A 26,282-nucleotide genomic window follows, 5' to 3' on the forward strand; every position below is an offset into this window, starting at 1 on the left:
AACTTTGCTAACACCTATAAATAAAGAGAATTTAATGAATATTGAAAAGACAAAACATTTTTTAAACGTAAAAGATCATTCGGTTTCAAAAGAAACTTTTGAATTGCTTTATGAAGAAGATTTGGATATGTTGATTACGCATCCACAACCTTCTTTAGAAAAACTTCCTAGTTATTATGAAAGTGTAGATTACATTTCTCACACTGATGGGAACAAATCGTTGTTTGAAAAAATGTATCAGTTTGTAAAAGGAATTGCTTTAAAAAATAAATTAAAGTTAATCAATACAGAATCTTCAAAAGGAAGAATTTTAGATATTGGAGCAGGAGTTGGTGATTTTTTATCGGTTTGTAAAAATGATGGTTGGGAAACAATTGGAATTGAACCAAGCGATAAAGCTAAAACAATTGCAATCAAAAAAGGAGTTTCATTCGTAGAACATCTTTCAGAATTAGAAAGTAATTCATTTGATGTAATCACAATGTGGCATGTATTAGAACATGTTCCGGATTTAGAAAACCAGATTAAAGAATTAAAAAGATTAATCAAACCAAACGGAACGATTATAATAGCTGTTCCAAATTTTAAATCATTTGACGCAAAACATTATGGAGCTTTTTGGGCTGCTTACGATGTGCCAATTCATTTGTGGCATTTTTCTAAAACAGCAATTAAAAAATTATTTGCTAAACAAAATTTAGAATTAGTAAAAGTGCTTCCAATGAAATTTGATAGTTTTTATGTTAGTCTTTTATCTGAAAAATATAAATCTGGAAAAATGAATTTCATCAAAGCATTTTTCGTCGGATTGAAATCAAATTGGAAAGGAAGTCAAAATTCCGAGTATTCTTCGCATATTTATGTGATAAAAAACGCTAAAAACTAAAATAAAAGCGAAATTTTAATCATTTTCAACACAACAATCACTTTGGTTGTCAAAAAAGAGAAGGTTTCTTAAACGGCTTTATTTCGACTCGTTTTTAATAGAGGATTACTATTTAAGTTTATAAAACAATAACAAACACTTATATTATTAAAATTTGGCCAATTTTATAACTTTTTATCTTTTACGACTAAAATTTTATACTTTTGGCAAATAGAAAAAAATAACACTTTTAAAATGAAAAAAATTATAGTATGTCTTGCAATGGCAGTTGCAATTGTATCATGTAACAAAACTACAGACGCAAAAGAATTTAAAACAGCTTATGTTGATACCAATAAACTTTTGGATGAATCTACAGAGAAAAAAGATATTGAAGAAAAATACAAAGCCAAAGCTGATGTAATGGATTCAAGATTGAAAGTCGCTGCAGAAAAATTTCAAAGTGAAGCAGCTAGTTTCAAACAAAATGCAATGGCCAATGGTCAAGCTTGGGCTCAACAAAAAGGTGCAGAATTGCAACAAAGAGAACAAGAATTGCAATATGCTCAACAAGGTATGTTGCAACAATTGCAAACAGAAAGCGGAAAAGAAATGGATTCTTTAGTAACTAAATACAAGAAAATTTTTAAAGAATACGGAAAAGACAAAGGTTACGATTATGTTTTCGGAACAGGTGAAGCTGCTACCGTATTGTATGCTAAAGATAGTTATGATATCACTAAAGAATTAATCAAATTAGTGAACGATAAATACAAGTCTGAGGGTAAAAAAGAAGAAAAACCTGCAGATAAAAAAGAAGAAGCTAAGAAATAATTTTAGTTTTTAATTTTTGATAAACGCCTTTCAAAAGAAGGCGTTTTTTCTTTGTATATTGATTAACAAACTTTTATATTTGCTTTTTAAAATATAAGCCATGGAATTTGTATCAGCAGAAGCAAAATATGTTTTGCAATTTATCAACCAAACTAACCGTTCCGTATTCCTTACAGGAAAAGCAGGAACCGGAAAAACTACTCTTCTCAAAGAAATTATTAGAACCACTCACAAGAATTGTGTAGTTGTTGCACCCACAGGAATTGCTGCTTTAAATGCCGGTGGCGTAACAATTCATTCTATGTTTCAACTGCCTTTTGGCGGATTTATTCCAGACAATTCTACACCACAATTTGCAGAAAATTCTAAGTTTGAAAGCCGCGCTACACTTCGTAGACACTTCAAAATGAGCGGATTAAAGAAAGCCGTTATTAAAAACATGGAGTTACTGATTATCGACGAAGTCAGTATGTTACGTTCCGATTTATTGGATGCTATGGATTTTATGCTGCAATCGGTTCGTAAAAAGACACAGCCTTTCGGTGGAGTACAAGTACTTTTTATTGGCGATTTACTTCAGCTTCCGCCAGTAATTCGTGATGAAGAATGGCGAACTTTAAAACAATATTACAGAGGAAAATTCTTCTTTCATTCTCATGTTATTGAGCAATTTCCGCCATTGTACATTGAACTTTCGAAAATCTTTAGACAAACCGATGATCGTTTTATTTCTGTACTTAATAATTTGAGAAACAATCGAATAACGCAAAATGACATCCAAATTTTAAATGAGTTTGTTAAACCAGATTTTGATTTAAAAGCAAATAAAGGCTACATAACTCTTACAACACATAACGCAAAAGCAGATACAATAAATTCAGAATCTCTCCAGGATTTGGAGGGAAGATCAAAAACTTATTATGCAGAAATAACCGGTGATTTTCCAGATAAGATTTATCCAATTGAAGAAAAATTGGAACTTAAAGTTGGTGCTCAAATCATGTTTATTAAAAATGATTTGTCTTTTGAAAAGAAGTTCTTTAATGGTAAAATGGGTTTTGTAAAATCTATTTCTGAGAAAGAAATAATGATTCATTTTCCTGATGAAAATAAAACCATTGAGGTTGAAAAATACGAATGGCAAAATATTAGATATTCCATAGACGAGAACACAAAAGAGGTTCAAGAAGAGGTTTTGGGCACATTTGTTCATTATCCTATTAAATTAGCTTGGGCAATAACCGTTCACAAAAGTCAAGGATTAACTTTTGACAAAGCAGCGCTCGATGTTTCGCAAGTTTTTCTTCCAGGACAAGCGTATGTTGCACTTTCTCGTTTACGCTCTTTAAACGGCTTAATTTTGCTTTCTCCGTTACGTATGAACGGAATTTCTAACGATCAAGATGTAATGGATTATTCTTTGAATAAAGCTTCAGAAGATCACTTAGAAAATGCTTTACAAAATGAAACTAAGAACTTTATTCATAATTATTTAATAAACAGTTTTGATTGGACTGAACTTGCTCAAGAATGGCGTAATCATAAATTTAGTTACCTTGATAGTGATAAATCTGTTAAATCTAAATCTGCCAATTGGGCTGCGCAACAGTTAGAACTTTGCGATTCAATTATTGATCCGTCTAGGAAATTTATTTCTCAATTGAATAAATTATTTTCTCAAGAAACTACAGATTATCAATTTATTAATGATAGAATTCAAGCAGCTTACAGTTATTTTTTTGATAAATTAGATAAGCTAGAATACGAAATTTTATATAAAATTGAAGAAATAAAAAGGGTTAAACAAGTAAAACAATTTTACGACGAATTGCTAGATTTAGAAGATTTGCAAACCAAAGCAGTATTGCGATTAATGAAAGCCAAATTATTGATGGAAACTATTATGAATAGAAAAACCATTAGTAAAGAAAGTTTAAATTCTTCGGAAATAAAGAATTACAAACTGAATAAAATTGAGAGAGTTGTTGAAGATTTCAAACGAAACAATCTTAATTTGATAGAAGATAAAGAAGACGTTAGTTATTACGAGCCAAAGAAAAAGAAGTCGGAAAAAACGCCAAAAAAACCAACGTCTCAAATCACTTATGAACTTTGGATAGAAAGAAATACAATAGAAGAAATTGCCAATTTAAGAAAACTTACAGTCGCAACAATTTTATCACATTTTACAAAACTTATTCAAGATAAAGCCGTTAGCATCAACGATATTATGCCAGAAGATAAAATTGAAATTTTAACTAAAGCATTTTATGGCTACAAAGAAGAGTCACTAACACCAATGAAAGAACAATTAGGCGACGATTTTTCTTGGGAAGAATTAAGAATGTTTAAGGCGAGTTTGAATGTTTAACTCAACCAAAAAACACCTAAAATAGCTACAACAAAGTAAATGGCTATGGTTCTAGCTCCATCAAAATCTTTTGCCAATCGTTGGCCAAATAACATCATTAGCAGTGAGATACAAGAAAAAACCGCACCATAAAAACCAAACATTCTTCCACCATTAATGTAAAGTTCGATGATTCCTACAACGCAAGAAATTCCGGCAATCAATTCGAAAAAGACTAAAACTCCAACCGCTTGAGGAACAAAGTTTTTTAGAATAGTTTTTTCAAAATGAGGTTTCATCCAAGCCATATTATCATTCCAATGAAAAAGCTTATCGTGCGCCGACATTATGAAAGTTATAGTTAGAAAAACCAAAACCAAAACAGATGCTGTATTATTCATAGCTTATTTTTTGTGAATTAAACGAGTAAGTTTTATTGATAAATCGGTCAATATAATTTTTGCATTTCCATTGCGTTCAATGTGGTAAGATGCATCGGATAGTTCTTTAAAAATTTCTGTAATATTGTTTCCTGTTACAAAAGGAGCTAGTTTTTCCAATTTAAAACCATCTACTACAGGTTCCATATAAACCAATTTTTCAGCTTGATAATTTAGAAGTAATGCTTGACGAAACATGTCAATACAATAATTCAAAAATTTCTTTTGAGCTTCACGACCTAAACTAGCAATTTGTTCACTCCAAGCAATTAAATCTTGAATTGCAGAAGCATTTCCTTTAGCTTTATAAGCAGCACGAACCCAGTCTACAAACCACTTTTCAAAAGGCAACTCGTCATTGTCTTCTTTTAAGATGTGTAACGCTTTGTTGAAATTTCCTTGAGACTGATGAGCAATCTTATAAGCTAATTTTTCATCAATATTTTCACGTGAAACCAAAGCATTAGTTATAATACTTTCTGGCAAAGCATTAAAGTGCAATACTTGACAACGCGAACGAATGGTTTGAATTATATCTTCTTCTTTTTCAGAAATTAATATAAAAACTGTTTTATCTGTTGGTTCTTCAAGTAGTTTTAAAAGTTTATTGGATGCATCTAAATTCATTTTATCGGCCATCCAAATAATCATTATTTTATAACCTCCTTCGTGCGATTTCAACGCTAATGATTTCAATACTTCAGAGGCATCTTCAACACGAATCATTCCTTGCTTATTCTGAACTCCCAATATTTTGTACCAATCAAATAAGCCACCATAAACATTCTCAGTTATGAATTGGCGCCATTCTTGAATAAAGTCTAAACTTTTTGGTTTTGTTTTTACATCTTCAGTAGAAACAGTTGGATAAACAAAATGTAAATCAGGATGTTGTAAATGATTGAATTTTAAATTACAAGCTTCATTCTGTCCAATATTTTCATTTCCAGAATTTTGGCAAACGATATATTGTGCGTAGGCAATTGCCATTGCTAAAGTTCCACAACCTTCTTGACCAACAAATAGTTGCGCATGTGGAATTCTTCCAAGGCTTGCACTTCTAATTAAGTGGTTCTTAATGTGTTCTTGACCTAAAATTTCTGAAAACTGCATAAGCAAAGATAATAAAAATTAGTATTTGTTTTGTTGATAACTTTAAAAAAAACGTAGGAAAAAACATATAAATATAATTAATAAGCAGGAAAAAGCATTCAAAAACAATAAAAAACAGCATTTAATCGGTTAAATGATGCGTTTAATCGATATTTATTATAATTTTGAATTGTTAATAACGATTTTTTCAAATGTTTTAAAGACCCCAATCTAAAAAACTTAGAATTATGAATGCTAAAATTACTCTTCGAAAAATAGTTTTTCTAACTATGTTATTGGTTAGCACAACCAATTTTGCTCAACTTTCGGTTCCGTTTAAAATTCGTTATCAAGGATTTGTGAAAGGCGATATGACTATAATTGCCAATAATAGTGTAAACAGAGTTGACTTTACTAGTGGTCCAAACGAACCATACTATAATCTTACTTCTTATGCCAAATTGAATGATGAATTTGATATGGCTTATATTGATATTGATGAAGATGAATCTACTTTTTCTTCAAGTAGTGCTGAGTTATATCTTGAGAATTCTAACAGAAAAAAAATTGTTTATGCAGGACTTTATTGGTCAGGAACCTATCGTTATAATGCAGGAATTCAAAAATCAGAAAAAAAGTTTATTCCAACAGACGCTTCAAGAGGAACTTTTTCTAGTGTAAAATTAAAATTACCTAATAAAGAGAAATACATAGATGTTTCAGGTCAAGTTATATTTGATGGTGCTGGTAAAAATGAGTTTGATGAAATTGCACCTTATGCAGTTTACGCAGATATCACAGATTATTTAAAAGAATTATCAAATGCTTCGGGTGTTTATTCAGTTGCTAACGTAAAAGCAACTCAAGGTATAATAGAAGGAGGTGTTTCTGCTGGGTGGACTATTTTTATTGTTTACGAAGACCAGAATATGAGTGGAAAGTTTGTATCAAGTTATGATGGTTTCGCAGGTGTTACAGACAAGTCAACAGATATTGTATTTAACGGATTTCAAACTTTACCAGAAGGAAATGTTAGAGCAAAAATTGCTTGTGCCGCTTTAGAAGGTGATAACAACCTTTTGGGTGATCAATTACTTTTTAGTTCAAACGAAAGTAAACTTTTTACACCATTAAGCACAAACATTAGAAAAGACAACAACTTTTTTAATAGTTCGATAACTATAGAAAATCAGAATTTCATAAATAGATATCCTGATAGTAAAAACACGCTAGGTTACGACACATGTTTGTTTACAATACCAAATCCGAATAATACAATCATTGGAAATAATATCAAAGAAGCTACTTTAAGATTAAAATCAGTAGGTGATAGATGTTTTATGTTTTTCACTGCATTTGGTGTAGAGGTAACTCCTTCAAAAGAGGAAGTTATATATGCTGCAAATGATGATAAACCATTGAAAGTCGCTTCAAAAAACAATCTGTTAAAATTTATACCAGCTAACAAAGATTTTTTAATTGAAGATTATAGAACAAGTTCATCTATTAACAGAAATAGAAAAAACACTTTTATTGACAGTAAAAATAATATTATTGAAGTTCAGACTGCATCAATTTCATCTGCAACTTCAGGTTATTATATTGTAGCTAATATTTTTAAAACAGAACAAAGCGCAATAGAGTTTGTGACTTTTCTAAAATCAAAAGATATCGAAGCCGACTTTTTTACTAATGTTTTAAACAATTATCGATATGTTTATCTAAAGAAAAACAATGATTTAAATGAAATAGTCGATTTATATCTTTCAAAACTAGATGAAACTTACGAAGACAGAATTCAAATTTTGGCTATTAATAAAAACAATAATGAATTAATTGCTGATGCGAGTATAAAAGAGCTGCCTAACAAACAAGAAGTTGTAATAAAAGAACCAAACAAAAAAGAACTTTTTGATGTTCAGATTGTTTCAATACCAAACGAACCAAGAGGATATTATATTGTTGCCAATGTGTTTTCAGTATCAGAAAATTCGGTTAACTTTTTCAATTCATTAAAAGCTAAAGGATTGACACCAAAAGTGTTGGTCAACCCAATGAATAATTATAAATATGTTTATTTAAAAAAGGTCGATAACGAACAAGAAGCGCAAGCATTGTATCTTTCTAAAATAAATAACACTTACCAAGGAAAAATTTGGATTTTATCAGTAAACAATAACAACGCTTTAATCACAGATAATGACGATTAATATACTTATATACGGAATCTATAAATCAATTGTAGAAAAGAAAAATATGTTTCCAAAAATTATCCAAGAAATTGATTTTAAATGTAGTATTTTCGGACGCGAAGGAGTAAAAATACACTCTGTGCGTGACGAAGAATCAGATGATGAATAGACCTGATATTTCTCATTTTTAATAAAAAACAAAATACTTATATTTGCAGATTAATATCAATTAACACTGCAATTTAAATGAAAACCTTAAACGATTTCAATTTCAAAGATAAAAAAGCTTTAATCAGAGTAGATTTTAATGTTCCGTTAGACGAAAATTTTAATGTTACAGATACCAATAGAATTGAAGCTGCAAAGCCAACAATTGATAAAATTCTTACAGACGGCGGAAGTGTAATTTTAATGTCGCACCTAGGAAGACCAAAAGGAAAAGAAGAAAAATATTCTTTAAAACATATCGTTAAAACAGTTTCAGAAGTTCTTGGAACAAATGTTGAATTTGCTTCAGATTGTAGAGGAGAAGTTGCTTTTAATGCTGCTGCAAATTTACAACCAGGTCAAGTTTTACTTCTAGAAAATTTACGTTTTTATGCAGAAGAAGAAGCTGGAGATATTGATTTTGCTAGAGAACTTTCGCAACTTGGAGATATCTATGTAAATGATGCTTTTGGAACTGCCCACAGAGCTCATGCTTCTACAACAATTGTGGCACAATTTTTCCCAAATCAAAAATGTTTCGGATTGCTTTTGGCAAAAGAAATAGATAGTTTGAATAGAGTTTTAAATAATTCTGTTAAACCAGTAACCGCTATTTTAGGTGGTTCTAAAGTTTCTTCTAAAATCACCGTTATTGAAAACATTTTAGATAAGGTAGACCACATGATTATTGGTGGTGGTATGACTTTTACATTCATCAAAGCTTTGGGAGGAAAAGTAGGAGATTCTATTTGTGAAGATGATAAATTAGATCTAGCCTTAGAAATTTTACATAAAGCCAAATTAAAGAATGTTCACATTCATATTCCAGTTGATGTTGTTGCTGCCAATGCTTTTTCAAATGATGCAGAAACACAAATTGTTGATGTTCGTGAAATTCCTGACGGATGGCAAGGACTTGATGCAGGACCAAAATCATTAGAAAATTTCAAAAAAATTATAATGGATTCAAAAACAATCCTTTGGAATGGTCCGTTAGGTGTTTTTGAAATGGAAAAATTTGCTCACGGAACCATTACTTTAGGCGAATATATTGCAGAATCTACTGCAAATGGCGCTTTTTCACTAGTTGGTGGTGGCGACTCAGTTTCAGCCGTAAAACAGTTTGGATTAGAAGATAAAATGAGTTACGTTTCTACTGGTGGTGGAGCTATGTTAGAAATGCTTGAAGGAAGAGTTTTACCAGGTATTCAGGCAATTTTAGACTAAAAAAAGACTTTAACAATAATTAAACATATTGTTGCGTTATAGTTAGTAACTTTGCATTTTAGCATAAAATGCTGATTAACAAATTTTTGAGAATACAAAATATGATTATAAAAAATAAATTAACAGCGTTTCTTTTGGTAGCTTCTTCAGTTGTTTTCGGACAAGAAGTTGCAACACAACAAGATTCGATTGTAAAAAAAGAGACCAAAATTTCCTACTTAGATTCAATAAAAGCAACTTTCGTTAATGACGAAATGGCCTCGTGTATTGATAGTCTTTGGATGAAAGAATTAACCTCTTTAGACGTTTACAGCACACTTCTAGAAGATATAAAAAATATTGATATCGATAAACCTGTTGATTACGAATTACCAACAGAATTATTGAAAGAACGTTTAAAGATATTAGACGAAAAATCACCTTTCAATATTGAATACAACATTGGTTTAGAAAATGTTATCAAATCTTTCTTAAAAAATAGAAAAAAAGGATTTGAACGTTTGATGGGAATATCTCAGTTTTATTTTCCAATTTTTGAAGAAGCTTTAGCGGTTCAAAACATCCCATTAGAAATTAAATATCTTGCTGTTGTTGAATCTGCTTTAAATCCGAGAGCGGTTTCTAGAGTTGGTGCAACAGGTTTGTGGCAATTTATGTATCAAACAGGAAAACAATATGGTTTGAACATTACTTCTTATGTTGATGAAAGAAGCGATCCACTAAGAGCAAGTCAAGCGGCAACCCAATACATGACCAATATGTATAAAATTTTTGGTGATTGGGATTTAGTTTTAGCGTCTTACAATTCTGGTCCTGGAAATGTTGCCAAAGCTATTCGTCGTTCAGGAGGTCAACAAAATTATTGGAACATTAGAAAAAATCTTCCAAAGGAAACTCAAGGATATCTTCCTGCTTTTTTAGCAACAATGTATATTTTTGAATATCATAAAGAACACGGAATTGTGCCAAATAGAGCAGTCGCTAATCATTTTGCAACTGACACAATTATGATCAAAAACCACATGACCTTCAAGCAAATTTCAGATTTGTTAGATGTTCCAGTGGCTGAAATCCAGTTTTTTAATCCATCGTTTAAGAGAAATGAAATTCCAGCAATTTCAGGTGAAAAAAACTTTTTGAGATTACCAAAAGACAAAATTGCAATTTTTGCTTCTAACGAAGACAAGGTTTACGCATATGTAAAATATCAAGCAGACAAAAGAGAACGTCCTTATGAGCGTCTAGCATCTGTCAAACAAAATGATTCTACTAATGTAGCTTTTGCAGAGAGAGAATTTACCACTAGAACTAAATATCATAAAGTAAGGAAAGGAGATAATCTTAGCGAAATTGCAGATAAATATCAAGTTTCAATTGGTGATATCAAAAAGTGGAATGGATTAAGAAGCAACAAAGCACCTTTAGGAAGAAATCTTAAAATTGTCTCTACAGAAAGAATAGCTTACAAAGACAAAAAAGAGTCAAAATCCGATTCAGTTGCAACCAAATTGCCTAAAGTAATTTCTAATGAAAACACTAGTATTGCTTCAAATGAAGTAAAAGCTGAAAAAGTTTTCAAGACAGAAAAAGTGGTAACTTACAAAGATGTTACTAAATATCATAAAGTTAAAAAAGGTGATGTACTTGGAGAAATTGCCGATAAATATGAAGTTTCTGTTGCCGATATTAAAAAGTGGAATAAAATAAAAGGAAGCAATATTGGTCTAGGCGATAACCTAAAAATTATCAAAAACGAGAAAGTAGTTACAACTGTTAAGAAAGAAGTTAAACAACCTTTTACATCTAAAAAAGAAGAAATAGCAACAGTTGAACCAAAAATTTCTAAAGCGAAAAAAGAAGAAAAAGTTGATACAACTTCAAAATCTGAAAACTATTATGTTGTAGCTAAAGGTGATAATTTGACAGCTATTGCTAAGAAAAACAATGTAACAGTTCAAAATATTAAAGAATGGAATAATTTAATTGATACCAATGTAAAAGTAGGAACGCAATTAATTATTTCAGGTGAAAGTTTAGCAGAAGCTAAAGAGGAATCAATTTCTAAAGGAGAACTAAAAAATATTGAACACGTAGTTGGTAAAGGTGAATATCTTGGAACTATTGCTAGAAAATACAATACAACTGTTAATGATTTATTAGAATTAAACTCGCTTTCAGATACAAATATCAAAGAAGGTGACAAACTAATAGTTGGTAAAGAAGAAATCGCTTCTATAGCAGATAAAAAAGCTAAGAAAAACGATTATGCAGCCAATCAGAAGAAAGCTAAAGAGAAAATGTACCAAGTAAGAAAAGGAGATTCTTTATTTAGTATTTCTCAAAAATTCCCTGGAGTTACCATTTCAGACATTAAAAAATGGAATAACATTAAAGGCGAAAGCATCCAACCTGGAATGAAATTAAAAATTAACGGATAATACAAAAATCTTACATAAATTTGGGCTTTATTTCTAATCATGAATAAAGCTCTTTTTTTATTTTCTATTGTAGCTATTTTTCTAACTTCTTGCGATTCTAAAGAAGTTAAAAACACTAGTGAAACTTCCCGAAAAACCAACGAAGTTGCCGTTATTATCGACGACCAACTTTGGAATGGAGAAATTGGTGATAGCGTACGAAATAAATTTGCATCACCAGTTGTTGGTTTACCCCAAGAAGAACCCATTTTTACATTGAATCAATATCCAGTAAAACTACTAGAAGGTTTTATGAGCAATAGTAGAAATATTATTGTTGTTAAAAAAGAAGCTAAAAGTCAGTTTAGAATTGAAAATAATGAATATGCTAATCCTCAAATAGTTGTTCATGTTTCAGGCAAAACGGTTCAAGAGATTTTAGATACGATTCAAGCAAATGATTCGCTTATTATTAGCAGAATAAAAACTTCTGAAATCAAAGTTTACCAGGACAGAATAAAAAAAGATTCTGTTTTAGATTTCAAAAAAGTAGTAGAGAAATTCAACATCAAGATTAACATTCCTTCCAAATACCGAATGGTAATGCATGGAAAAAAGTTTATTTGGTTCAAAAAAGATATCACAAGCGGTAACATGAGTTTGGTTTTTTATCAAGTACCATTAAATAGCATTAAAGACAATGGTAAAGCAGTAAATAGAATAATTCAAATTCGCGATTCTATTGGTAGGATTTATATTCATGGAGCTGTTCCAAAAACCAGAATGATTACAGAACCAGCATTTTCACCGTATTTTTCTAAAACCAAAATTTTCAATAGAGAGACATTTGAAACTAAAGGAAATTGGGAATTACTTCACGAATCAATGAATGGACCATTTATCAATTATGCTATTATTGACAAAACCAATAACAGAATTTTAATAATTGAAGGATTTTGCTACGCACCATCAAAACAAAAAAGAGATTTAATGTTCGAATTGGAATCTATTATTAAATCGGTTCAGTTTTTAAAAAAGAAATAAAATGGCAGAAAGCATTCAGTGGAAAATAAAGCGATTTAACGAACTATCTCTTCGAGAACTATATTCTTTACTGCAACTTCGTTCTCTTGTCTTTGTAGTGGAACAAAATTGCGTTTATCAAGACATTGATGGCAAAGATGAAAAAGCATTACACTTACTTGGCGAGTTAGAAGGCAAAATTGTAGCCTACGCAAGATTGTTTAAAGCAGGAGACTATTTCGATAATGCTTCCATCGGAAGAGTTATTGTTCATCCTGAAGCGCGCGATAAAAAGTTTGGACACGAAATGATGCAACAAGCTATTGAAGGTATAGAAACTTATTTTAAAGAAACTAAAATTACTATTTCAGCTCAATTGTATTTGAAGAAATTCTACGAAAGCCATGATTTTGTTCAAACTAGCGAAATGTATCTAGAAGACGATATTCCGCATATTGAAATGAAACGAGAGCATTAAATCTTCGTAATTAAAATTTCAACACGTTTATTATCAGATTCAATTCCACCAGGAATAGGAAATTTTCTTCCGTAACCCATGTGAGTCATTCGGTTTGGTGAGATTCCTTTTTTTATTAAATCATCATATACCTTTTGCGCCCTGGTGTGAGACAAATTGGTTTTTCCCGAAAGTTTATCAAAGGCATCGCTATGAGCTTTACCAATACAACAGACATGACCTTGAATTTCGATAGTTGTATTTGGATTATTATTAAGATAACTAACTACTTTGTCTAATTCAATTAATGCTTGTTCGGTATTTTCAAAAACCGTTGAGCTTCCTATAAAAACCAAGTTTTTCATTAGAACTTTATCGCCAGCAGCTAATACATCTGAAAAAGATTTGTAATTGTCGTTAATGATTTTACTCTGATTTATTTCTTTTTTTTGAGAATCAAAAATTTTAGAAAAAGTTACAAGAACTACTACTTTTCGATTATTTTTTCTGTTTTCTTCTACAGATGAGTTTTTTGCTAAAGGAAGTTCACCTTTACCAAGTACGGAATTACAGTTTAGGTTAAATTCACTTTTTAAAAAATTTGCAACTGATTGTGCTCTATTTGTAGATAAAATCAAGTTGTTTTCTATAGAGCCAACATCATCACAAAAACCTTCAATTGAAATTGATGAAATGACTAAAGTTTCATCAGAAAAAAAAGCACTTAAAGTTCCTTCAGCCTCAGAAGATAAAGCAAATTCGTTTGAATTAAATAAAACTACAATTGATTTTTGTTCTTCTTGTGAATAGAGAATGGAGCAACAAAAAAGGAACAACAAATAAATTTGCTTCATAAATTATATCTTGGTAATTACCAACTCAACTCGTCGGTCATATTCAGGTTCTTTACCAAGCGGAACAGTATTTCCGTATCCTTTGAATGTCATTCTGTTTTTTGGAACTCTTCTAAATGCCAAATATTTATAGACAGATTGTGCTCTGTTGGTAGATAATTGACGTTTTTTAGTATCTTTATCAATAGCTTCTTTTTGATTTGGCGGCGTGCAACAAACATGTCCTTGAATTTCAAATTCTAAGTTTTTATATCTCAAACACAAAAGCGCAACCTTGTCTAATTCACTTTTGGCTTTAGTTGTAAGGTGGCTACTACCTTTGTCAAAAAGAATATTTTCAAGATAAATATGATCGCCTACCACATGATTTTTTTGAATCATATTATAAAACCCAGGCAAAACCAATTTAGGAAGTTCTTTTAAGTTTAAAACAACATCCACACGGCGATTTTTAGAGCGTTTTTCGGGAAGATTATCTACAATGTCATCATCAATGAGTATTCTTCCTTTTCCTTCAATGGTAACGATGATTTTGTTTTTGATGCCGTTTTCTATCAGTTTATTTTGAATGGTATTGGCTCTATTGGTAGAAAGTTTAAAATTATAAGCTTCTTTTCCAATATCATCGGTGTAACCAAAAATTTGTACCGATTCAATTCTAGTTGAATCCGTATTTTTAATGAAATTGACTACCTCTTTAGCTTGTTTATCATCTAAAGAAAATTTATCAAATTCAAAATAGACAGAATAAACTGCTTCCTCTTGAGCCGAAATAAAACCAAAAAATAAAAGCGGTAAATATTTTAAAAATCGAAACATTATTGTAGTATTTTGTTGTACTCAGTTGGGTTAGCCAATATAGAATTCGCTTTAGCAATTTCTGGATTATTTTTTACATAATATTGGTACAATCCTTCTTTGTATTGATAACGTTTAATGATTTCATCCAGAATTAATTTCTTAATTTCCTTCTGATTTTTATCTAAAAGCGCTTCTTCACTTTTTTGTAGAGCAGCAAATAATTGATCGTATTGAGCTTTAATAGATTCGTCAATTTTTTCTTTTTTAGCTTTTTCTAAAGTGTTTTTCAAAGCCAATTCTGTTTCGGTATCGAAGCTAATTTTTTCTTTTTTCAAAAATGCTTTAAAGTCTGCAAAATCAGTATCAGTAATGGTTGGAATTTTATCTCCAAGCGAAGGATTTTTGTAGTAGTAATTAGTTACATAATTAAAAATACCATCGTTTTTTTGAAGTACCTCAGCAATAGTGCTTAGTTTAGTTTCTTCCAATTCTACATCAGGCTGAATTCCACCACCATCATAAACTGTTCTTCCTTTTTTGGTTTTGAAGGCTGTATATTTTGAAGCATCTGTACGAGTAGCTTTTCCGTCTTTGTCTTTATGCCAATAGTCTAATGCTTGAATACATCTTCCAGATGGTGTATAATAACGAGAAATTGTAACTTTTACTTGAGTTCCATAAGTCATATCAATAGGCCTTTGTACTAAACCTTTTCCGAAACTTCGGCTACCAATTACAACGGCACGATCTAAATCTTGCAAAGCACCAGAAACAATTTCAGAAGCCGATGCACTTTTTCCATCAACGATAATCGCTAATGGAATTTGCAAATCAATAGGCTCTCTAGTTGTCTTGTAAGTAACATTATACTTAGGATTTTTAGATTTAGTTGTTACAATAACTTCACCTTTAGGCACAAAAAGGTTACACACATTAACTGCTTCGTTTAAAAGACCTCCTGGATTTCCTCTTAAATCTAAAATAATTCTTTCGGCACCATCTGCTTTAAGTTTTTCAAGTGCTTCTTTGGTTTCTTGAGTGGTTTTTCTGTTGAAAGCAGAAAGAACAATATATCCTGTTTTTTCATCAATTTTTGAGAAAAATGGAACGGCTTTTATTTCAACTTCATCCAATACAATTTGTGCAGTTAGCGTTTTTCCTTGACGAAGGTACTTTACTTCAACTTTAGTGTTTTTAGCTCCTTTTAACAATTGAGAAGCATCTTCTTTAAAATCTGCTAAAAGCACATCACCAATTTGAATAATGGCATCACCAGCTTTCAATCCGGCTTTGTCTGCAGGAAATCCTTTGTAAGGTTCTTTGATGATTAGCTTGTCTTCTTTTCGAGTAATCATCGCGCCAATTCCAGTATATTCACCAGTGTTGTTTATTTTAAATTTTACAACATCTTGTTCGTTAAAATAATTAGTATACGGATCTAAATCAGCTAACATACTTTTGATTGCTTTATCCATCAATTCAGAAGGATTTACTTCATCAACATAGTTTTGATTTACGGTTTTGAAAAGTGTTGTGAAAATTTCAATTTGCTTAGCAATTTCAAAAAAATCGTCTTTGAAACTAGCGCCAACAAATAAAAAACCCGAGGCAACAATCGGAATTATATATCTTTTTTTAAAGTATTGAAACATAATTGTATTTCTTTTTCTTTTATTATGAATTTACGAAAGTAATAAACAGTGTCAAATATATTGTAATATGATTAGAAAACTAATTTTTTAATTTATCCTTAAGAATTCAATTTCAAATGTTCTTCTTTAAGAACGGCTATCCATTTTTCGAAAAGCAAAATTGTTTTTTCATTAATCTCGGCATAAGTCAGTCGTTCTTTGGTTTGATAAAAAAACATGACAGCATATTTTTGGTCTAAATTATCGTGTATCAAATGTTTATTTAATCTGTAACATTCTCGTAAAACGCGTTTAAAATAATTTCTATCTACCGCATGTTTAAAATGTTTTTTAGAAACAGAAACGCCAAATTTTATTTTTCCTTCACAGTCTTCTATAGGTGTATAAACCAACCGTAAAGGAAATTTTGAGACAGATTTTCCTTCAGTAAAAAGCAAATCGATGGTTTTTCTGCTTTTAAGTTTTTCGTTTTTCGGATATTTGAAATCCACTTCTGTTGACAAATTATTTGGTAGTATAAATATTGTACACCATTTTCAAGTCAGGATAGTTGATGTAAAACTGCATTCTATTGTTTTCTTTTTTGCGAGTAACAATTAGAATAGCACATTTAACACCATCATTATCAGTGCAAATAAAACCTAAAGTATCATCATTTTCATTTGAAACTTTTTCAAGATAGGATTCAATTTTATACAATTGAAGTTCTTTTGAATTGATAACAAATCGATCTTTATTAGCGTCTAAAGTAATTATAATTTCGGCTTTTTTAAATTCGGTCCATTCGTTCCAACCACCTTTAGAATTTTTATCCATAACACTCAAACTACTCGTTTTGAAAGTGTAAACTTGTGCTGAGGTTTTGTGTAAACCTAGGTTTATGGTAAGTAAAAAAAGTATAAAATGTAAAGGTTTCATAAATAAGAAATTTAATCGAGTGTAAAACTACAAATTCTATTCCAAAAAAAAGCGTTCCAACTTTAGAACGCTTTTTGGTTTATTTTATTTCGTAAGAATTATTGTCAGGCTTTACATCTGCCATTAAACCGCTAGGATCAATAGTGATTTTTTTAATTGCTGTTTTCTCTTTATCAATTTCAAAGAAATAATTCGGGTTTCCCCAAGCCCAATCTTTCAGAATAGTTCTTTTAATTTCGGGTGTTGGATTTTCTTTTTCAAAACTCATCATTCGCAACGGAATGTAAAAAGTTTCTTTTGTACCATCGGTATATTCTACTAAAATATCTATTGGCATTGGCATTCTTCCTATTCTTTCGAGAGAAATTTTAGTTTTGGTTGATTTTAGAAAATTCCCATCACTTTCTACAACATTTTTAATTCCATAATCAATAGTATTAAGAGTTTTGGTCCAATCGGTTAAATACCAATCTAGATTTGCTCCCGAAACTCTTTCTGCTGTTCGTTTGATGTCATTAGGCGTTGGATGTTTGAATTTAAATTCTGAGTAAAATCTTTTTACTGTTTTCATCAAATTCTCTTTTCCAATAAGATATTCTAACTGAGTTAAGAAAAGTTCACCTTTGCTGTAGGAAGCGATACTATAACTTCTGTTTTCATCATATCTATCAGCATGAGTTGAAAGTGGTTGTTCTTTGCCAGAATTTGCTAAATTTATGTAAGCTTTATATGCACCAGCAAACGGATTAGCGACTTTTTTTTCATCCAACTCATTAACTCCTAAATCTTCTATAAACGAGGTAAATCCTTCATCCATCCATGAGTGTTTACTCTCGTTAGTAGCTAAAACATGTTGAAACCAAGAATGACCCATTTCGTGAGCAATAACACCAATTAATCCTTGAAGTGTTCCTTCGCCTAAAATTAGAGTACACATTGCATATTCCATTCCGCCATCGCCACCTTGAATTACTGAATATTGCTCATAAGGATATTTACCAACGGTAGTATTAAAAAAGTTTAATAATTGAACGGTTTTTGGTTGTGCTATTTTCCAGTTTTCAATAATTTTAGGATTGTTTTTGTATAAAAAATGCAGTGTGGTTCCAAAATCGGTTTTTACTACATCGTGGATGTAATTTTTATCTGCTGCCCAAGTAAAATCGTGCACCATTGGAGCTACAAAATGCCAAGTTAATGTTTTCTGTTTTTTAGGGATTTTTACAGTAATACCTTCGTTTTGATAGTTATATCCAATTTCGTTTCCGTTTTGTAGATAGCCTGTTCCGCCAAGAAGGTAATTCTTGTCTATTGTTATTTTTACATCAAAGTTACCCCAAACACCATGAAATTCTCTTGCGATGTAAGGATCGGCGTGCCATCCTTCAAAATCAAATTCGGCGATTTTTGGATACCATTGTGCCATTGAAAGTTCTACACCTTCTTTGTTATTTCGTCCAGAACGGCGAATTTGAATTGGAACTTGTCCATCAAAATCTAATGTGAAAGTTGTCGTTTTACCTGGTAAGATAGGTTTTGCTAAAGTAACTTCTAAGATAGTTTCTACTTCTTTAGCAACAGCACTTTGGCCGTCTTGTTTAAAATTTGAAATGTGTAAATAACCAATTTCATTTGGTAATAATTTGGCTATTCGACTTTCGTTTTTAGTTGTTTTATCGTCAACTTTAATTTTATTTACCATTCTGCCATCTGGGTCTTTTACAGACTGCAATCGCATATCCATTTCACTTCCTGGTTGAAAAGCATTATTGTACAAATGGTAGAAAACTTTTCGTAAAGTATCTGAAGAATTATTAGTGTAAATTAATTCTTGTTTTCCTTTGTATTGGTATGTTTTAACATCCATCGAAACTTCCATTTTGTAATCAGCTTTTTGTTGCCAATAACTATTACTTTGCGAAAAAGAAGTCGAAAAACTTATAATAAAAAAAGAAAGCGCAATAAATTTTTTCATCAGATTTTAAATAAAAAATGGAAGAACGTTATGCTCTTCCATTAGTTTGATACTATAGTTTTTATTTTTTTGACATTTGCTCTGCCATTAACAAAGCATTGTAAGCATTAACAATTTTACCTGAAACACAAGTGCTTGAAAATGGGACAGTAGTTTTTTGCTCACCTACAACAACATTTGCTGATATTGGAGTTCCAGAATCCATAAGAATATGTTTCACTTGAGATGCTGTTAAATTTGGGTAATAAGAACGAATTAACGCAGCTACTCCAGCAGCATTTGGTGAAGCCATTGATGTTCCTTGTTCGTATTTGTATTTATTGTTTGGAATAGTGGCATAAATTTTAACTCCAGGAGCAAAAACATCAACATTTTTTACACCAAAATTTGAAAAATCAGCAACAAGTTTTGATCCATATTCGTAGTTTAAAGCGCCAATTGTAATCATGTTATCTGCAACTTCAACACCATTAACTTCATCAGTTGGGAAATTTGGAGCCGTATCAATATTTTTAGCATCATTTCCTGCAGCATGAACGATTAAAACGTCTTTACTTGCGGCATATTTTATAGCATCTTGAACCCAATCAGAATGTGGAGAATAATCTTTTCCAAAACTTCCATTAATTACTTTAGCACCATTATCTACAGCATAGCGAATAGCCAATGCAATATCTTTATCATATTCATCTCCGTTTGGAACAGCACGAAGAGCCATTATTTCTACATTACTATTTACAACGCCATCTCCACCTTTATTATTTCCTTTTACTTGAGCAATAATTCCAGCTACATGCGTACCATGACTTGCGTCCTCAACATCTGGTCCTTTTACGTTTCCGTTACCATATTTTTTATCATTGATGTCTTCTGGATTATCGCCAACGGCTTTTCTACCATCAAAGTTTACATTCAAGTTATAGTTAATTTGATCGTATACATAATCTATTTGACCTTTCATTTCCTCTTGAAAATTTGGACCAACTTGTGTTGCAACGCTCAACATTATCATTTTGTTTTGATTTAAAGCGGCATCAGTGGTAACAATTTTTTTCAAATCATCAATAGTATATGTTTCTTTTTTCAAATGAGTTTTAATCGCTTTATCAGCTTTAGAAATCATGTCCATTTGAGGTTTGTATTGCATCATTTCCGCTAATTTAGCATCTAATTCAGCTTTAGCTTCAGCATAATTTGGAGTGTTTGGACCTTTTTTTACAATACGAGTTAACTCTAAATTCTCATCGGTTGCTTCACCTAAAAAGTTCCAACCATGAACATCATCAGTATATCCATTATTGTCGTCGTCTTTTTTGTTACCAGCAATTTCTTTTTTATTGGTCCAGATTTTACCTTTCAAATCTTCGTGATCGATATCAAGTCCAGAATCTACTACACCCACTATAATTTTTGTCCCTTTTTTACTTTTTAAAAGCTCTTTATAAGCTTTGTCAACACTCATTCCGGGAATAGTATCTTTAACTAAATCTAAATGACTCCATCTAAGTATATCAGCTTCACTGATTGGAGTTGTTTTTAATGGAGTTTTATCAATATTTGCTGGATTTGTTCCAACCATTGGAGCTAATGATGGGCTACAACTTGTAAGTGCAAGCGCTACTACAGCGGAGATAAAAAAAGGTTTTATTAATTTCATTATTATTATTTTAAAAAATTGGTTTAAAAGTATTTAGTTTTATTAGAATTTAAAAATGATTAACATTAGATTAAGATATCTTCACATTTAAAAACTTCTTTCAATCGAATGCCTTTTTCTGTTTTTTCTACTGTGATGATTTCGTTGTGCGCATCGTGTTCTAACAATAAATAGAAGTTATTTTCTGCACAATTTTCTAAAAACTTCGATTTTTCAGGCATTGTTAAAAGTGGTCGCGTATCATAACCCATAACATAAGGTAAAGGTAAATGTCCTGCAGTTGGAATTAAATCGGCACAAAAAACAATAGTTTTATCTTGATATTGAATATGCGGAATCATCATTTTTTCGGTATGTCCATCAACGAAGAAAATTCCAAAATCAAGTTCCGACTTTTCTAAAAAATCACTTTCAGGTCTTTTTATGAAATTAAGTTGACCACTTTCTTGCATTGGTAAGATATTTTCTGAAAGAAATGATGCTTTTTCGCGCTGATTTGGTTTGGTTGCCCATTCCCAATGGTTTTCATTGGTCCAAAATTTGGCATTTTTGAATGCAACTTCATAACCTGTTTTGTCCTTGTTCCAATTAACGCTTCCGCCGCAATGATCAAAATGCAAATGCGACATAAAAACATCGGTTACATCATCACGATGAAAACCATATTTTGCTAATGATTTATCTAAGGAGTGGTTTCCCCAAAGCGAATAATAACTAAAAAATTTCTCCGATTGTTTGTTTCCCATTCCAGTGTCAATAAGGATTAAGCGATTTCCTTCTTCAATTAAAAGACAACGAGCTGCAATGTCAATTAGATTATTTTCGTCTGCAGGATTGGTTTTATTCCAAATGGTTTTTGGCACCACACCAAACATAGCTCCGCCATCTAATTTAAAATTTCCTGCTTCAATTGGATAAAGTTTCATGATTTTTAATTTTAAAAACGTTGCAATTTACTAAATAGGTTGGTTTGATAAACGATAAAATCAATTTTTTCTATGGAAACATTAGTTATAAAAATGTTAGTGTTTGTTGATAAAATCGATAATTGTAGTAACTTTGCCATTAATTTAGACAAAATCAAAATAAGCAATGATAAAAGTTTCTGATTCAGCAAGCAAAAAAATCATCGATATGATGAAAGATGACGGTTTTGACGCTGCCAAAGATTACGTTAGAGTAGGCGTAAAAAGTGGTGGTTGCTCAGGTTTGTCATATGAATTAAAATTTGACAAAGAGTTGGGTGAAAACGATAAAGTTTTTGAAGATAATAATGTAAAAATAGCCGTTGAGAAGAAATCGTTTTTGTATTTAGCAGGAACAATTTTAGAATTTTCTGGCGGATTGAACGGAAAAGGATTTGTATTTAATAATCCAAATGCAAGTAGAACTTGTGGTTGCGGAGAATCATTTTCGTTATAAAATACTATGGCAAAATATACTGAAGACGACTTAAAAGTCGAATTAGAAAACAAAGAATACGAATATGGATTCTATACCGATCTGGATTCGGAGACGTTTCCTATTGGATTAAACGAAGATATTGTTCGTGCGATTTCTAAAAAGAAAGAAGAACCGCAATGGATGACCGATTGGCGTATTGAAGCGTTTCGTGCATGGCAAGAAATGATAGAACCAGAATGGGCAAATGTTCATTATGATAAACCCGATTTTCAAGCAATTTCATACTATTCAGCACCTAAAAAAGCTGATCCAAACAAAACACTTGACGATGTTGATCCAGACCTTTTAGAAATGTATAAAAAGTTAGGAATATCTATTGATGAGCAAAAGAAATTGAACAATGTTGCAATGGATATTGTTGTCGATTCAGTTTCGGTAGCAACCACTTTCAAGAAAACATTGGCGGAAAAAGGAATCATTTTCATGAGTATTTCAGAAGCTATTCGCGAGTATCCTGAATTGGTACAGAAATATTTAGGAACGGTTGTACCTCAAAGAGATAATTTTTATGCTGCGCTAAATTCAGCGGTTTTCTCTGACGGAAGTTTCTGTTATATTCCAAAAGGCGTTCGTTGTCCGATGGAATTATCAACGTATTTCCGTATCAATCAAGCAGGAACAGGACAATTTGAAAGAACACTTCTTATTGCTGACGAAGGCAGTTATGTTTCTTACTTAGAAGGTTGTACAGCGCCGAGTCGTGATGAAAATCAATTGCACGCAGCTGTTGTAGAACTTATTGCTTTAGATAATGCCGAAATAAAATATTCAACAGTTCAAAACTGGTATCCAGGAAATAAAGAAGGAAAAGGTGGAGTTTTTAACTTCGTTACCAAAAGAGGAATCTGCGAGAAAAACGCAAAAATTTCATGGACGCAAGTTGAAACAGGTTCGGCAGTAACATGGAAATATCCATCAGTGGTTTTAAAAGGAGATAATTCAATTGGAGAATTTTATTCAATTGCTGTAACCAATAATTTTCAACAAGCCGATACTGGAACTAAAATGGTTCATTTAGGAAAAAACACTAAATCGACTATTATTTCTAAAGGAATTTCGGCAGGAAAATCACAAAACAGTTACAGAGGTTTGGTTAGAATTAGTGCTAATGCAGATAATGCTAGAAACTTCTCACAATGTGATTCCCTTTTGATGGGAAATAATTGTGGTGCGCATACTTTTCCATATATCGAAAGTAAAAACTCAAGTGCAAAAATCGAACACGAAGCAACGACTTCAAAAATCGGTGAAGACCAAGTATTCTATTGTAATCAAAGAGGAATTCCAACCGAAAAAGCTATTGCGTTAATCGTAAATGGTTTCAGTAAAGAAGTTTTAAATAAATTACCAATGGAATTTGCAGTTGAAGCACAAAAATTATTAGAAATTTCGTTGGAAGGATCAGTTGGATAATCAATATTAAATCAGAATAAAAAACACATTCAAAAAATGTTATCAATAAAAAATTTACATGCTTCGGTAGAAGACAAAGAAATATTAAAAGGAATTAATCTTGAAATAAAAGCTGGAGAAGTTCACGCGATTATGGGACCAAATGGTGCTGGAAAATCAACACTTTCTTCTATTATTGCAGGAAATGAAAATTATGAAGTTTCTGAAGGTGAAATCCTTTTAGAAGGTGAAGATATTTCAGAATTAGCACCAGAAGAAAGAGCACATAAAGGTGTTTTCTTGTCGTTCCAATATCCAGTAGAAATCCCGGGAGTTTCCGTTACGAATTTCATCAAAACTGCGATTAACGAAAAGAGAAAAGCTAACGGACAAGAAGAAATGCCAGCCAACGAAATGTTGAAATTAATTCGTGAGAAATCAGAATTATTGGAAATGGACAGAAAATTCTTGTCACGTTCATTAAACGAAGGTTTTTCAGGTGGAGAAAAGAAACGTAATGAAATCTTCCAAATGGCAATGTTAGAACCAAAAATCGCTATTCTAGACGAAACCGATTCAGGTTTGGATATTGACGCACTTCGTATCGTAGCTAATGGCGTTAATAAATTGAAAAACGAAAACAACGCAGTGTTAGTAATCACACACTACCAACGTTTGTTAGATTATATTATTCCGGATTTCGTTCATGTTTTGATGGATGGAAAAATCGTAAAATCAGGCGGAAAAGAATTGGCTTACGAGTTAGAAGAAAAAGGATACGACTGGATTAAAAGTGAATTAGTTTAAAAAGTTATCAGTTGTCTGTTATCGGTTTCAAACGGACAACAAAAACAACTGACAACCGACAACAAAATTATGGATTTAAAAGAAAAATTAGTATCGTCTTTCATGGCATTTGAAGAGCAAATTGATGTGACTTCTCAGTTGCATGATGTTCGTACTTCGGCTATAAAAAACTTTGAAAATAAAGGCTTTCCAACCAAAAAAGAGGAAGCTTGGAAATATACATCGCTGAATACCATTCTAAAAAATGATTATTCGGTGTTTCCAAAACACGAAAATGCTATTGAATTTGCTGAGGTTAAGAAATATTTTCTTCATGAAATCGACACCTACAAAGTGGTTTTTGTAGATGGGAAATTTTCTTCATTTTTGTCATCAACAACTCATGACGGATTGGATGTTTGCTTAATGTCATCGGCATTGACAAAGCCAAAATACAAAATGATTATTGACGAGTATTTCAATAAAATAGCTAGTAAAGACGAGACTTTAACTACATTAAATACCGCTTTTGCGAACGAAGGTGCGTACATTAATGTTCCGAAAAGTAAAGTGGTTGAAAAACCAATCGAAATCATTTATTTCTCTACTGGAGTTGAAAATGCTTTGATGGTGCAACCTCGAAATTTGGTAATTGTAGGTGAAAATGCTCATGTTCAAATCATTGAAAGACACCAATCGTTGAACGAAAATCCAGTGTTGACAAATGCAGTTACTGAGATTTTTGCTCAAAAACGTGCTATCGTTGATTATTACAAAATTCAAAACGATTTGCTAACAGCAAACCTAATTGATAATACCTATATTTCTCAAAAACAGGAAAGTAGAGTTTCAGTGCACACGTTTTCTTTTGGTGGAAACATTACCAGAAACAACTTGAATTTTTATCATTTTGGAGAAAGAATTGACTCGACTTTAAAAGGAATTACGATTATTGGTGACAAGCAACATGTTGATCATTACACACTTGTAAATCATGCAACGCCAAATTGTGAAAGTCATCAAAACTATAAAACCATTTTAGCTGACAGTTCAACAGGCGTTTTCAATGGAAAAATTTACGTAGAAAAAGAAGCTCAAAAAACCGATGCTTTTCAGCAAAATAACAATATTTTAATTGGTGATAAAGCTACAATCAACGCTAAACCACAATTGGAAATCTTCGCCGATGATGTAAAATGTTCTCACGGTTGCACCATTGGTCAATTAGACGAAAGCGCTATGTTTTACATGCAAAGCCGTGGAATTCCAAAGAAAGAAGCTAAAGCTTTGTTGATGTATGCGTTTTCAAATAGTGTAATCGAAAGCATTAAAATACCTGAATTAAAACAACGAATTACTAAGATTATTGCTAATAAATTAGGTGTTAATTTAGGTTTTGATTTGTAGATAAAAATTTCTTTTATATAACAGAAAAGCTTTCCGAAATGGAAAGCTTTTTTTATTTAAGTTTTTATGATTCGTCTTTAGTTGTTTTAATTAATCCTATACCGGAGACAAAAAAAACAACACCCAATACTCCATAAATAATTAAAGACTTTATATCTCTTTCGCTTCCAGCTGTACTTGAAAAAACTATAGCTGTATATACAAGTCCAACAATTCCTAAAACCGTAAGGAATCCGCCAAAAATCCTTTTCATATTCATGATTTTATTTTTT

24 protein-coding genes are annotated in these 26,282 nt (G+C 31.4%); 13 read left to right on the forward strand and 11 right to left on the reverse strand.

Annotated elements, in window-relative coordinates; genetic code table 11:
- Window positions 1–34 precede the first annotated feature (34 nt).
- From ACIQ06_RS05895 to ACIQ06_RS05905, 3 genes are all read left to right on the forward strand, one after another.
- Complete coding sequence (locus ACIQ06_RS05895) at window positions 35–886, forward strand: class I SAM-dependent methyltransferase (protein WP_396144415.1); 852 nt, start codon at window positions 35–37, stop codon at window positions 884–886.
- A gap of 234 nt (window positions 887–1,120) precedes the next feature.
- A complete protein-coding gene (locus tag ACIQ06_RS05900) occupies window positions 1,121–1,699 on the forward strand; it encodes an OmpH family outer membrane protein (protein ID WP_396144417.1) in 579 nt (192 codons plus the stop codon).
- Between the two features lie 100 nt (window positions 1,700–1,799).
- Window positions 1,800–4,070 (forward strand): helix-turn-helix domain-containing protein, encoded by a 2,271-nt coding sequence (locus ACIQ06_RS05905; protein ID WP_396144419.1) that lies wholly within the window; start codon window positions 1,800–1,802, stop codon window positions 4,068–4,070.
- On the opposite strand, the gene ACIQ06_RS05910 is transcribed toward ACIQ06_RS05905, so the two are convergent.
- Window positions 4,067–4,450, reverse strand: coding sequence for a DoxX family protein (locus tag ACIQ06_RS05910; RefSeq protein WP_396144422.1), 384 nt, complete (start codon window positions 4,448–4,450; stop codon window positions 4,067–4,069). The two genes, ACIQ06_RS05905 and ACIQ06_RS05910, sit on opposite strands and share 4 nt — an antisense overlap.
- A gap of 3 nt (window positions 4,451–4,453) precedes the next feature.
- Window positions 4,454–5,602, reverse strand: a complete 1,149-nt coding sequence (locus tag ACIQ06_RS05915) for an ATP-binding protein (RefSeq protein WP_396144425.1) — start codon at window positions 5,600–5,602, stop codon at window positions 4,454–4,456.
- A gap of 227 nt (window positions 5,603–5,829) precedes the next feature.
- Between ACIQ06_RS05915 and ACIQ06_RS05920 the strand changes: the two genes are divergently transcribed.
- From ACIQ06_RS05920 to ACIQ06_RS05945, 6 genes are all read left to right on the forward strand, one after another.
- Window positions 5,830–7,791 carry a hypothetical protein gene (locus ACIQ06_RS05920; protein WP_396144429.1) on the forward strand — a complete coding sequence of 654 codons (1,962 nt, stop codon included), beginning with the start codon at window positions 5,830–5,832 and terminating at the stop codon, window positions 7,789–7,791.
- Entirely contained in the window at window positions 7,781–7,942 is a 162-nt protein-coding gene (locus ACIQ06_RS05925; protein WP_298303324.1) for a hypothetical protein, read from the forward strand. The genes ACIQ06_RS05920 and ACIQ06_RS05925 overlap by 11 nt, the downstream gene beginning before the upstream one ends.
- Window positions 7,943–8,019: 77 nt before the next feature.
- Window positions 8,020–9,207, forward strand: coding sequence for a phosphoglycerate kinase (locus ACIQ06_RS05930; RefSeq protein WP_396144433.1), 1,188 nt, complete (start codon window positions 8,020–8,022; stop codon window positions 9,205–9,207).
- 101 nt (window positions 9,208–9,308) lie between these two features.
- Window positions 9,309–11,645: a LysM peptidoglycan-binding domain-containing protein gene (locus tag ACIQ06_RS05935; RefSeq protein WP_396144435.1), complete on the forward strand. Its 2,337-nt coding sequence runs from the start codon at window positions 9,309–9,311 to the stop codon at window positions 11,643–11,645.
- A 39-nt stretch (window positions 11,646–11,684) separates the two neighbouring features.
- Entirely contained in the window at window positions 11,685–12,668 is a 984-nt protein-coding gene (locus ACIQ06_RS05940) for a DUF4837 family protein (protein ID WP_396144437.1), read from the forward strand.
- Window position 12,669: 1 nt separating this feature from the next.
- Window positions 12,670–13,125: a GNAT family N-acetyltransferase gene (locus ACIQ06_RS05945; protein WP_396144439.1), complete on the forward strand. Its 456-nt coding sequence runs from the start codon at window positions 12,670–12,672 to the stop codon at window positions 13,123–13,125.
- On the opposite strand, the gene ACIQ06_RS05950 is transcribed toward ACIQ06_RS05945, so the two are convergent.
- From ACIQ06_RS05950 to ACIQ06_RS05985, 8 genes are all read right to left on the reverse strand, one after another.
- Window positions 13,122–13,958 carry an OmpA family protein gene (locus ACIQ06_RS05950; protein ID WP_396144442.1) on the reverse strand — a complete coding sequence of 279 codons (837 nt, stop codon included), beginning with the start codon at window positions 13,956–13,958 and terminating at the stop codon, window positions 13,122–13,124. The genes ACIQ06_RS05945 and ACIQ06_RS05950 overlap by 4 nt on opposite strands.
- A gap of 3 nt (window positions 13,959–13,961) precedes the next feature.
- The gene (locus tag ACIQ06_RS05955; protein ID WP_396144444.1) at window positions 13,962–14,777 is read right to left on the reverse strand and encodes an OmpA family protein; all 816 of its coding nucleotides are present in this window, start codon (window positions 14,775–14,777) and stop codon (window positions 13,962–13,964) included.
- A complete protein-coding gene (locus ACIQ06_RS05960; protein WP_396144446.1) occupies window positions 14,777–16,411 on the reverse strand; it encodes a S41 family peptidase in 1,635 nt (544 codons plus the stop codon). Before ACIQ06_RS05960 ends, ACIQ06_RS05955 begins: the two co-directional genes overlap by 1 nt.
- A gap of 98 nt (window positions 16,412–16,509) precedes the next feature.
- Entirely contained in the window at window positions 16,510–16,902 is a 393-nt protein-coding gene (gene rnpA, locus ACIQ06_RS05965; RefSeq protein ID WP_396144492.1) for a ribonuclease P protein component, read from the reverse strand.
- Between the two features lie 13 nt (window positions 16,903–16,915).
- The gene (locus ACIQ06_RS05970) at window positions 16,916–17,329 is read right to left on the reverse strand and encodes a hypothetical protein (protein ID WP_396144448.1); all 414 of its coding nucleotides are present in this window, start codon (window positions 17,327–17,329) and stop codon (window positions 16,916–16,918) included.
- A 79-nt stretch (window positions 17,330–17,408) separates the two neighbouring features.
- Window positions 17,409–19,304, reverse strand: a complete 1,896-nt coding sequence (locus ACIQ06_RS05975; protein WP_396144450.1) for a M1 family metallopeptidase — start codon at window positions 19,302–19,304, stop codon at window positions 17,409–17,411.
- A 61-nt stretch (window positions 19,305–19,365) separates the two neighbouring features.
- Window positions 19,366–20,961, reverse strand: a complete 1,596-nt coding sequence (locus tag ACIQ06_RS05980; RefSeq protein ID WP_396144452.1) for a S8 family peptidase — start codon at window positions 20,959–20,961, stop codon at window positions 19,366–19,368.
- A 65-nt stretch (window positions 20,962–21,026) separates the two neighbouring features.
- On the reverse strand, window positions 21,027–21,887 hold the full coding sequence (locus tag ACIQ06_RS05985) for an MBL fold metallo-hydrolase (RefSeq protein ID WP_396144454.1): 861 nt from the start codon (window positions 21,885–21,887) through the stop codon (window positions 21,027–21,029).
- A gap of 166 nt (window positions 21,888–22,053) precedes the next feature.
- Here ACIQ06_RS05985 and ACIQ06_RS05990 point away from each other — a divergent pair, with 166 nt between their 5' ends.
- The 4 genes from ACIQ06_RS05990 (at window position 22,054) to sufD (ending at window position 26,010) form a co-directional block, all read left to right on the forward strand.
- Window positions 22,054–22,383: an iron-sulfur cluster assembly accessory protein gene (locus ACIQ06_RS05990; protein ID WP_298303344.1), complete on the forward strand. Its 330-nt coding sequence runs from the start codon at window positions 22,054–22,056 to the stop codon at window positions 22,381–22,383.
- Window positions 22,384–22,389: 6 nt separating this feature from the next.
- Window positions 22,390–23,838 carry a Fe-S cluster assembly protein SufB gene (gene sufB / locus ACIQ06_RS05995; RefSeq protein ID WP_344815770.1) on the forward strand — a complete coding sequence of 483 codons (1,449 nt, stop codon included), beginning with the start codon at window positions 22,390–22,392 and terminating at the stop codon, window positions 23,836–23,838.
- Window positions 23,839–23,874: 36 nt separating this feature from the next.
- Window positions 23,875–24,624 carry a Fe-S cluster assembly ATPase SufC gene (sufC, locus tag ACIQ06_RS06000; protein WP_298117636.1) on the forward strand — a complete coding sequence of 250 codons (750 nt, stop codon included), beginning with the start codon at window positions 23,875–23,877 and terminating at the stop codon, window positions 24,622–24,624.
- A gap of 69 nt (window positions 24,625–24,693) precedes the next feature.
- The gene (gene sufD / locus ACIQ06_RS06005; protein WP_396144457.1) at window positions 24,694–26,010 is read left to right on the forward strand and encodes a Fe-S cluster assembly protein SufD; all 1,317 of its coding nucleotides are present in this window, start codon (window positions 24,694–24,696) and stop codon (window positions 26,008–26,010) included.
- Window positions 26,011–26,074: 64 nt separating this feature from the next.
- Here sufD and ACIQ06_RS06010 read toward each other — a convergent pair whose 3' ends face one another.
- A complete protein-coding gene (locus ACIQ06_RS06010; RefSeq protein ID WP_396144460.1) occupies window positions 26,075–26,263 on the reverse strand; it encodes a hypothetical protein in 189 nt (62 codons plus the stop codon).
- Between the last annotated feature and the right edge of the window lie 19 nt (window positions 26,264–26,282).

Source organism: Flavobacterium sp. (assembly GCF_044341265.1).
Taxonomy (GTDB): Bacteria; Bacteroidota; Bacteroidia; order Flavobacteriales; family Flavobacteriaceae; genus Flavobacterium.

Excerpts from the sequence above, each read along its gene's own strand:
- ACIQ06_RS05895 (WP_396144415.1), top strand. The coding sequence starts at position 35 with ATGAATATTGAAAAGACAAAACATTTTTTAAACGTAAAAGATCATTCG.
- ACIQ06_RS05900 (WP_396144417.1), top strand. The coding sequence starts at position 1,121 with ATGAAAAAAATTATAGTATGTCTTGCAATGGCAGTTGCAATTGTATCA.
- ACIQ06_RS05905 (WP_396144419.1), top strand. The coding sequence starts at position 1,800 with ATGGAATTTGTATCAGCAGAAGCAAAATATGTTTTGCAATTTATCAAC.
- ACIQ06_RS05910 (WP_396144422.1), bottom strand. The coding sequence starts at position 4,450 with ATGAATAATACAGCATCTGTTTTGGTTTTGGTTTTTCTAACTATAACT.
- ACIQ06_RS05915 (WP_396144425.1), bottom strand. The coding sequence starts at position 5,602 with ATGCAGTTTTCAGAAATTTTAGGTCAAGAACACATTAAGAACCACTTA.
- ACIQ06_RS05920 (WP_396144429.1), top strand. The coding sequence starts at position 5,830 with ATGAATGCTAAAATTACTCTTCGAAAAATAGTTTTTCTAACTATGTTA.
- ACIQ06_RS05925 (WP_298303324.1), top strand. The coding sequence starts at position 7,781 with ATGACGATTAATATACTTATATACGGAATCTATAAATCAATTGTAGAA.
- ACIQ06_RS05930 (WP_396144433.1), top strand. The coding sequence starts at position 8,020 with ATGAAAACCTTAAACGATTTCAATTTCAAAGATAAAAAAGCTTTAATC.
- ACIQ06_RS05935 (WP_396144435.1), top strand. The coding sequence starts at position 9,309 with ATGATTATAAAAAATAAATTAACAGCGTTTCTTTTGGTAGCTTCTTCA.
- ACIQ06_RS05940 (WP_396144437.1), top strand. The coding sequence starts at position 11,685 with ATGAATAAAGCTCTTTTTTTATTTTCTATTGTAGCTATTTTTCTAACT.
- ACIQ06_RS05945 (WP_396144439.1), top strand. The coding sequence starts at position 12,670 with ATGGCAGAAAGCATTCAGTGGAAAATAAAGCGATTTAACGAACTATCT.
- ACIQ06_RS05950 (WP_396144442.1), bottom strand. The coding sequence starts at position 13,958 with ATGAAGCAAATTTATTTGTTGTTCCTTTTTTGTTGCTCCATTCTCTAT.
- ACIQ06_RS05955 (WP_396144444.1), bottom strand. The coding sequence starts at position 14,777 with ATGTTTCGATTTTTAAAATATTTACCGCTTTTATTTTTTGGTTTTATT.
- ACIQ06_RS05960 (WP_396144446.1), bottom strand. The coding sequence starts at position 16,411 with ATGTTTCAATACTTTAAAAAAAGATATATAATTCCGATTGTTGCCTCG.
- ACIQ06_RS05970 (WP_396144448.1), bottom strand. The coding sequence starts at position 17,329 with ATGAAACCTTTACATTTTATACTTTTTTTACTTACCATAAACCTAGGT.
- ACIQ06_RS05975 (WP_396144450.1), bottom strand. The coding sequence starts at position 19,304 with ATGAAAAAATTTATTGCGCTTTCTTTTTTTATTATAAGTTTTTCGACT.
- ACIQ06_RS05980 (WP_396144452.1), bottom strand. The coding sequence starts at position 20,961 with ATGAAATTAATAAAACCTTTTTTTATCTCCGCTGTAGTAGCGCTTGCA.
- ACIQ06_RS05985 (WP_396144454.1), bottom strand. The coding sequence starts at position 21,887 with ATGAAACTTTATCCAATTGAAGCAGGAAATTTTAAATTAGATGGCGGA.
- ACIQ06_RS05990 (WP_298303344.1), top strand. The coding sequence starts at position 22,054 with ATGATAAAAGTTTCTGATTCAGCAAGCAAAAAAATCATCGATATGATG.
- sufB (WP_344815770.1), top strand. The coding sequence starts at position 22,390 with ATGGCAAAATATACTGAAGACGACTTAAAAGTCGAATTAGAAAACAAA.
- sufC (WP_298117636.1), top strand. The coding sequence starts at position 23,875 with ATGTTATCAATAAAAAATTTACATGCTTCGGTAGAAGACAAAGAAATA.
- sufD (WP_396144457.1), top strand. The coding sequence starts at position 24,694 with ATGGATTTAAAAGAAAAATTAGTATCGTCTTTCATGGCATTTGAAGAG.
- ACIQ06_RS06010 (WP_396144460.1), bottom strand. The coding sequence starts at position 26,263 with ATGAAAAGGATTTTTGGCGGATTCCTTACGGTTTTAGGAATTGTTGGA.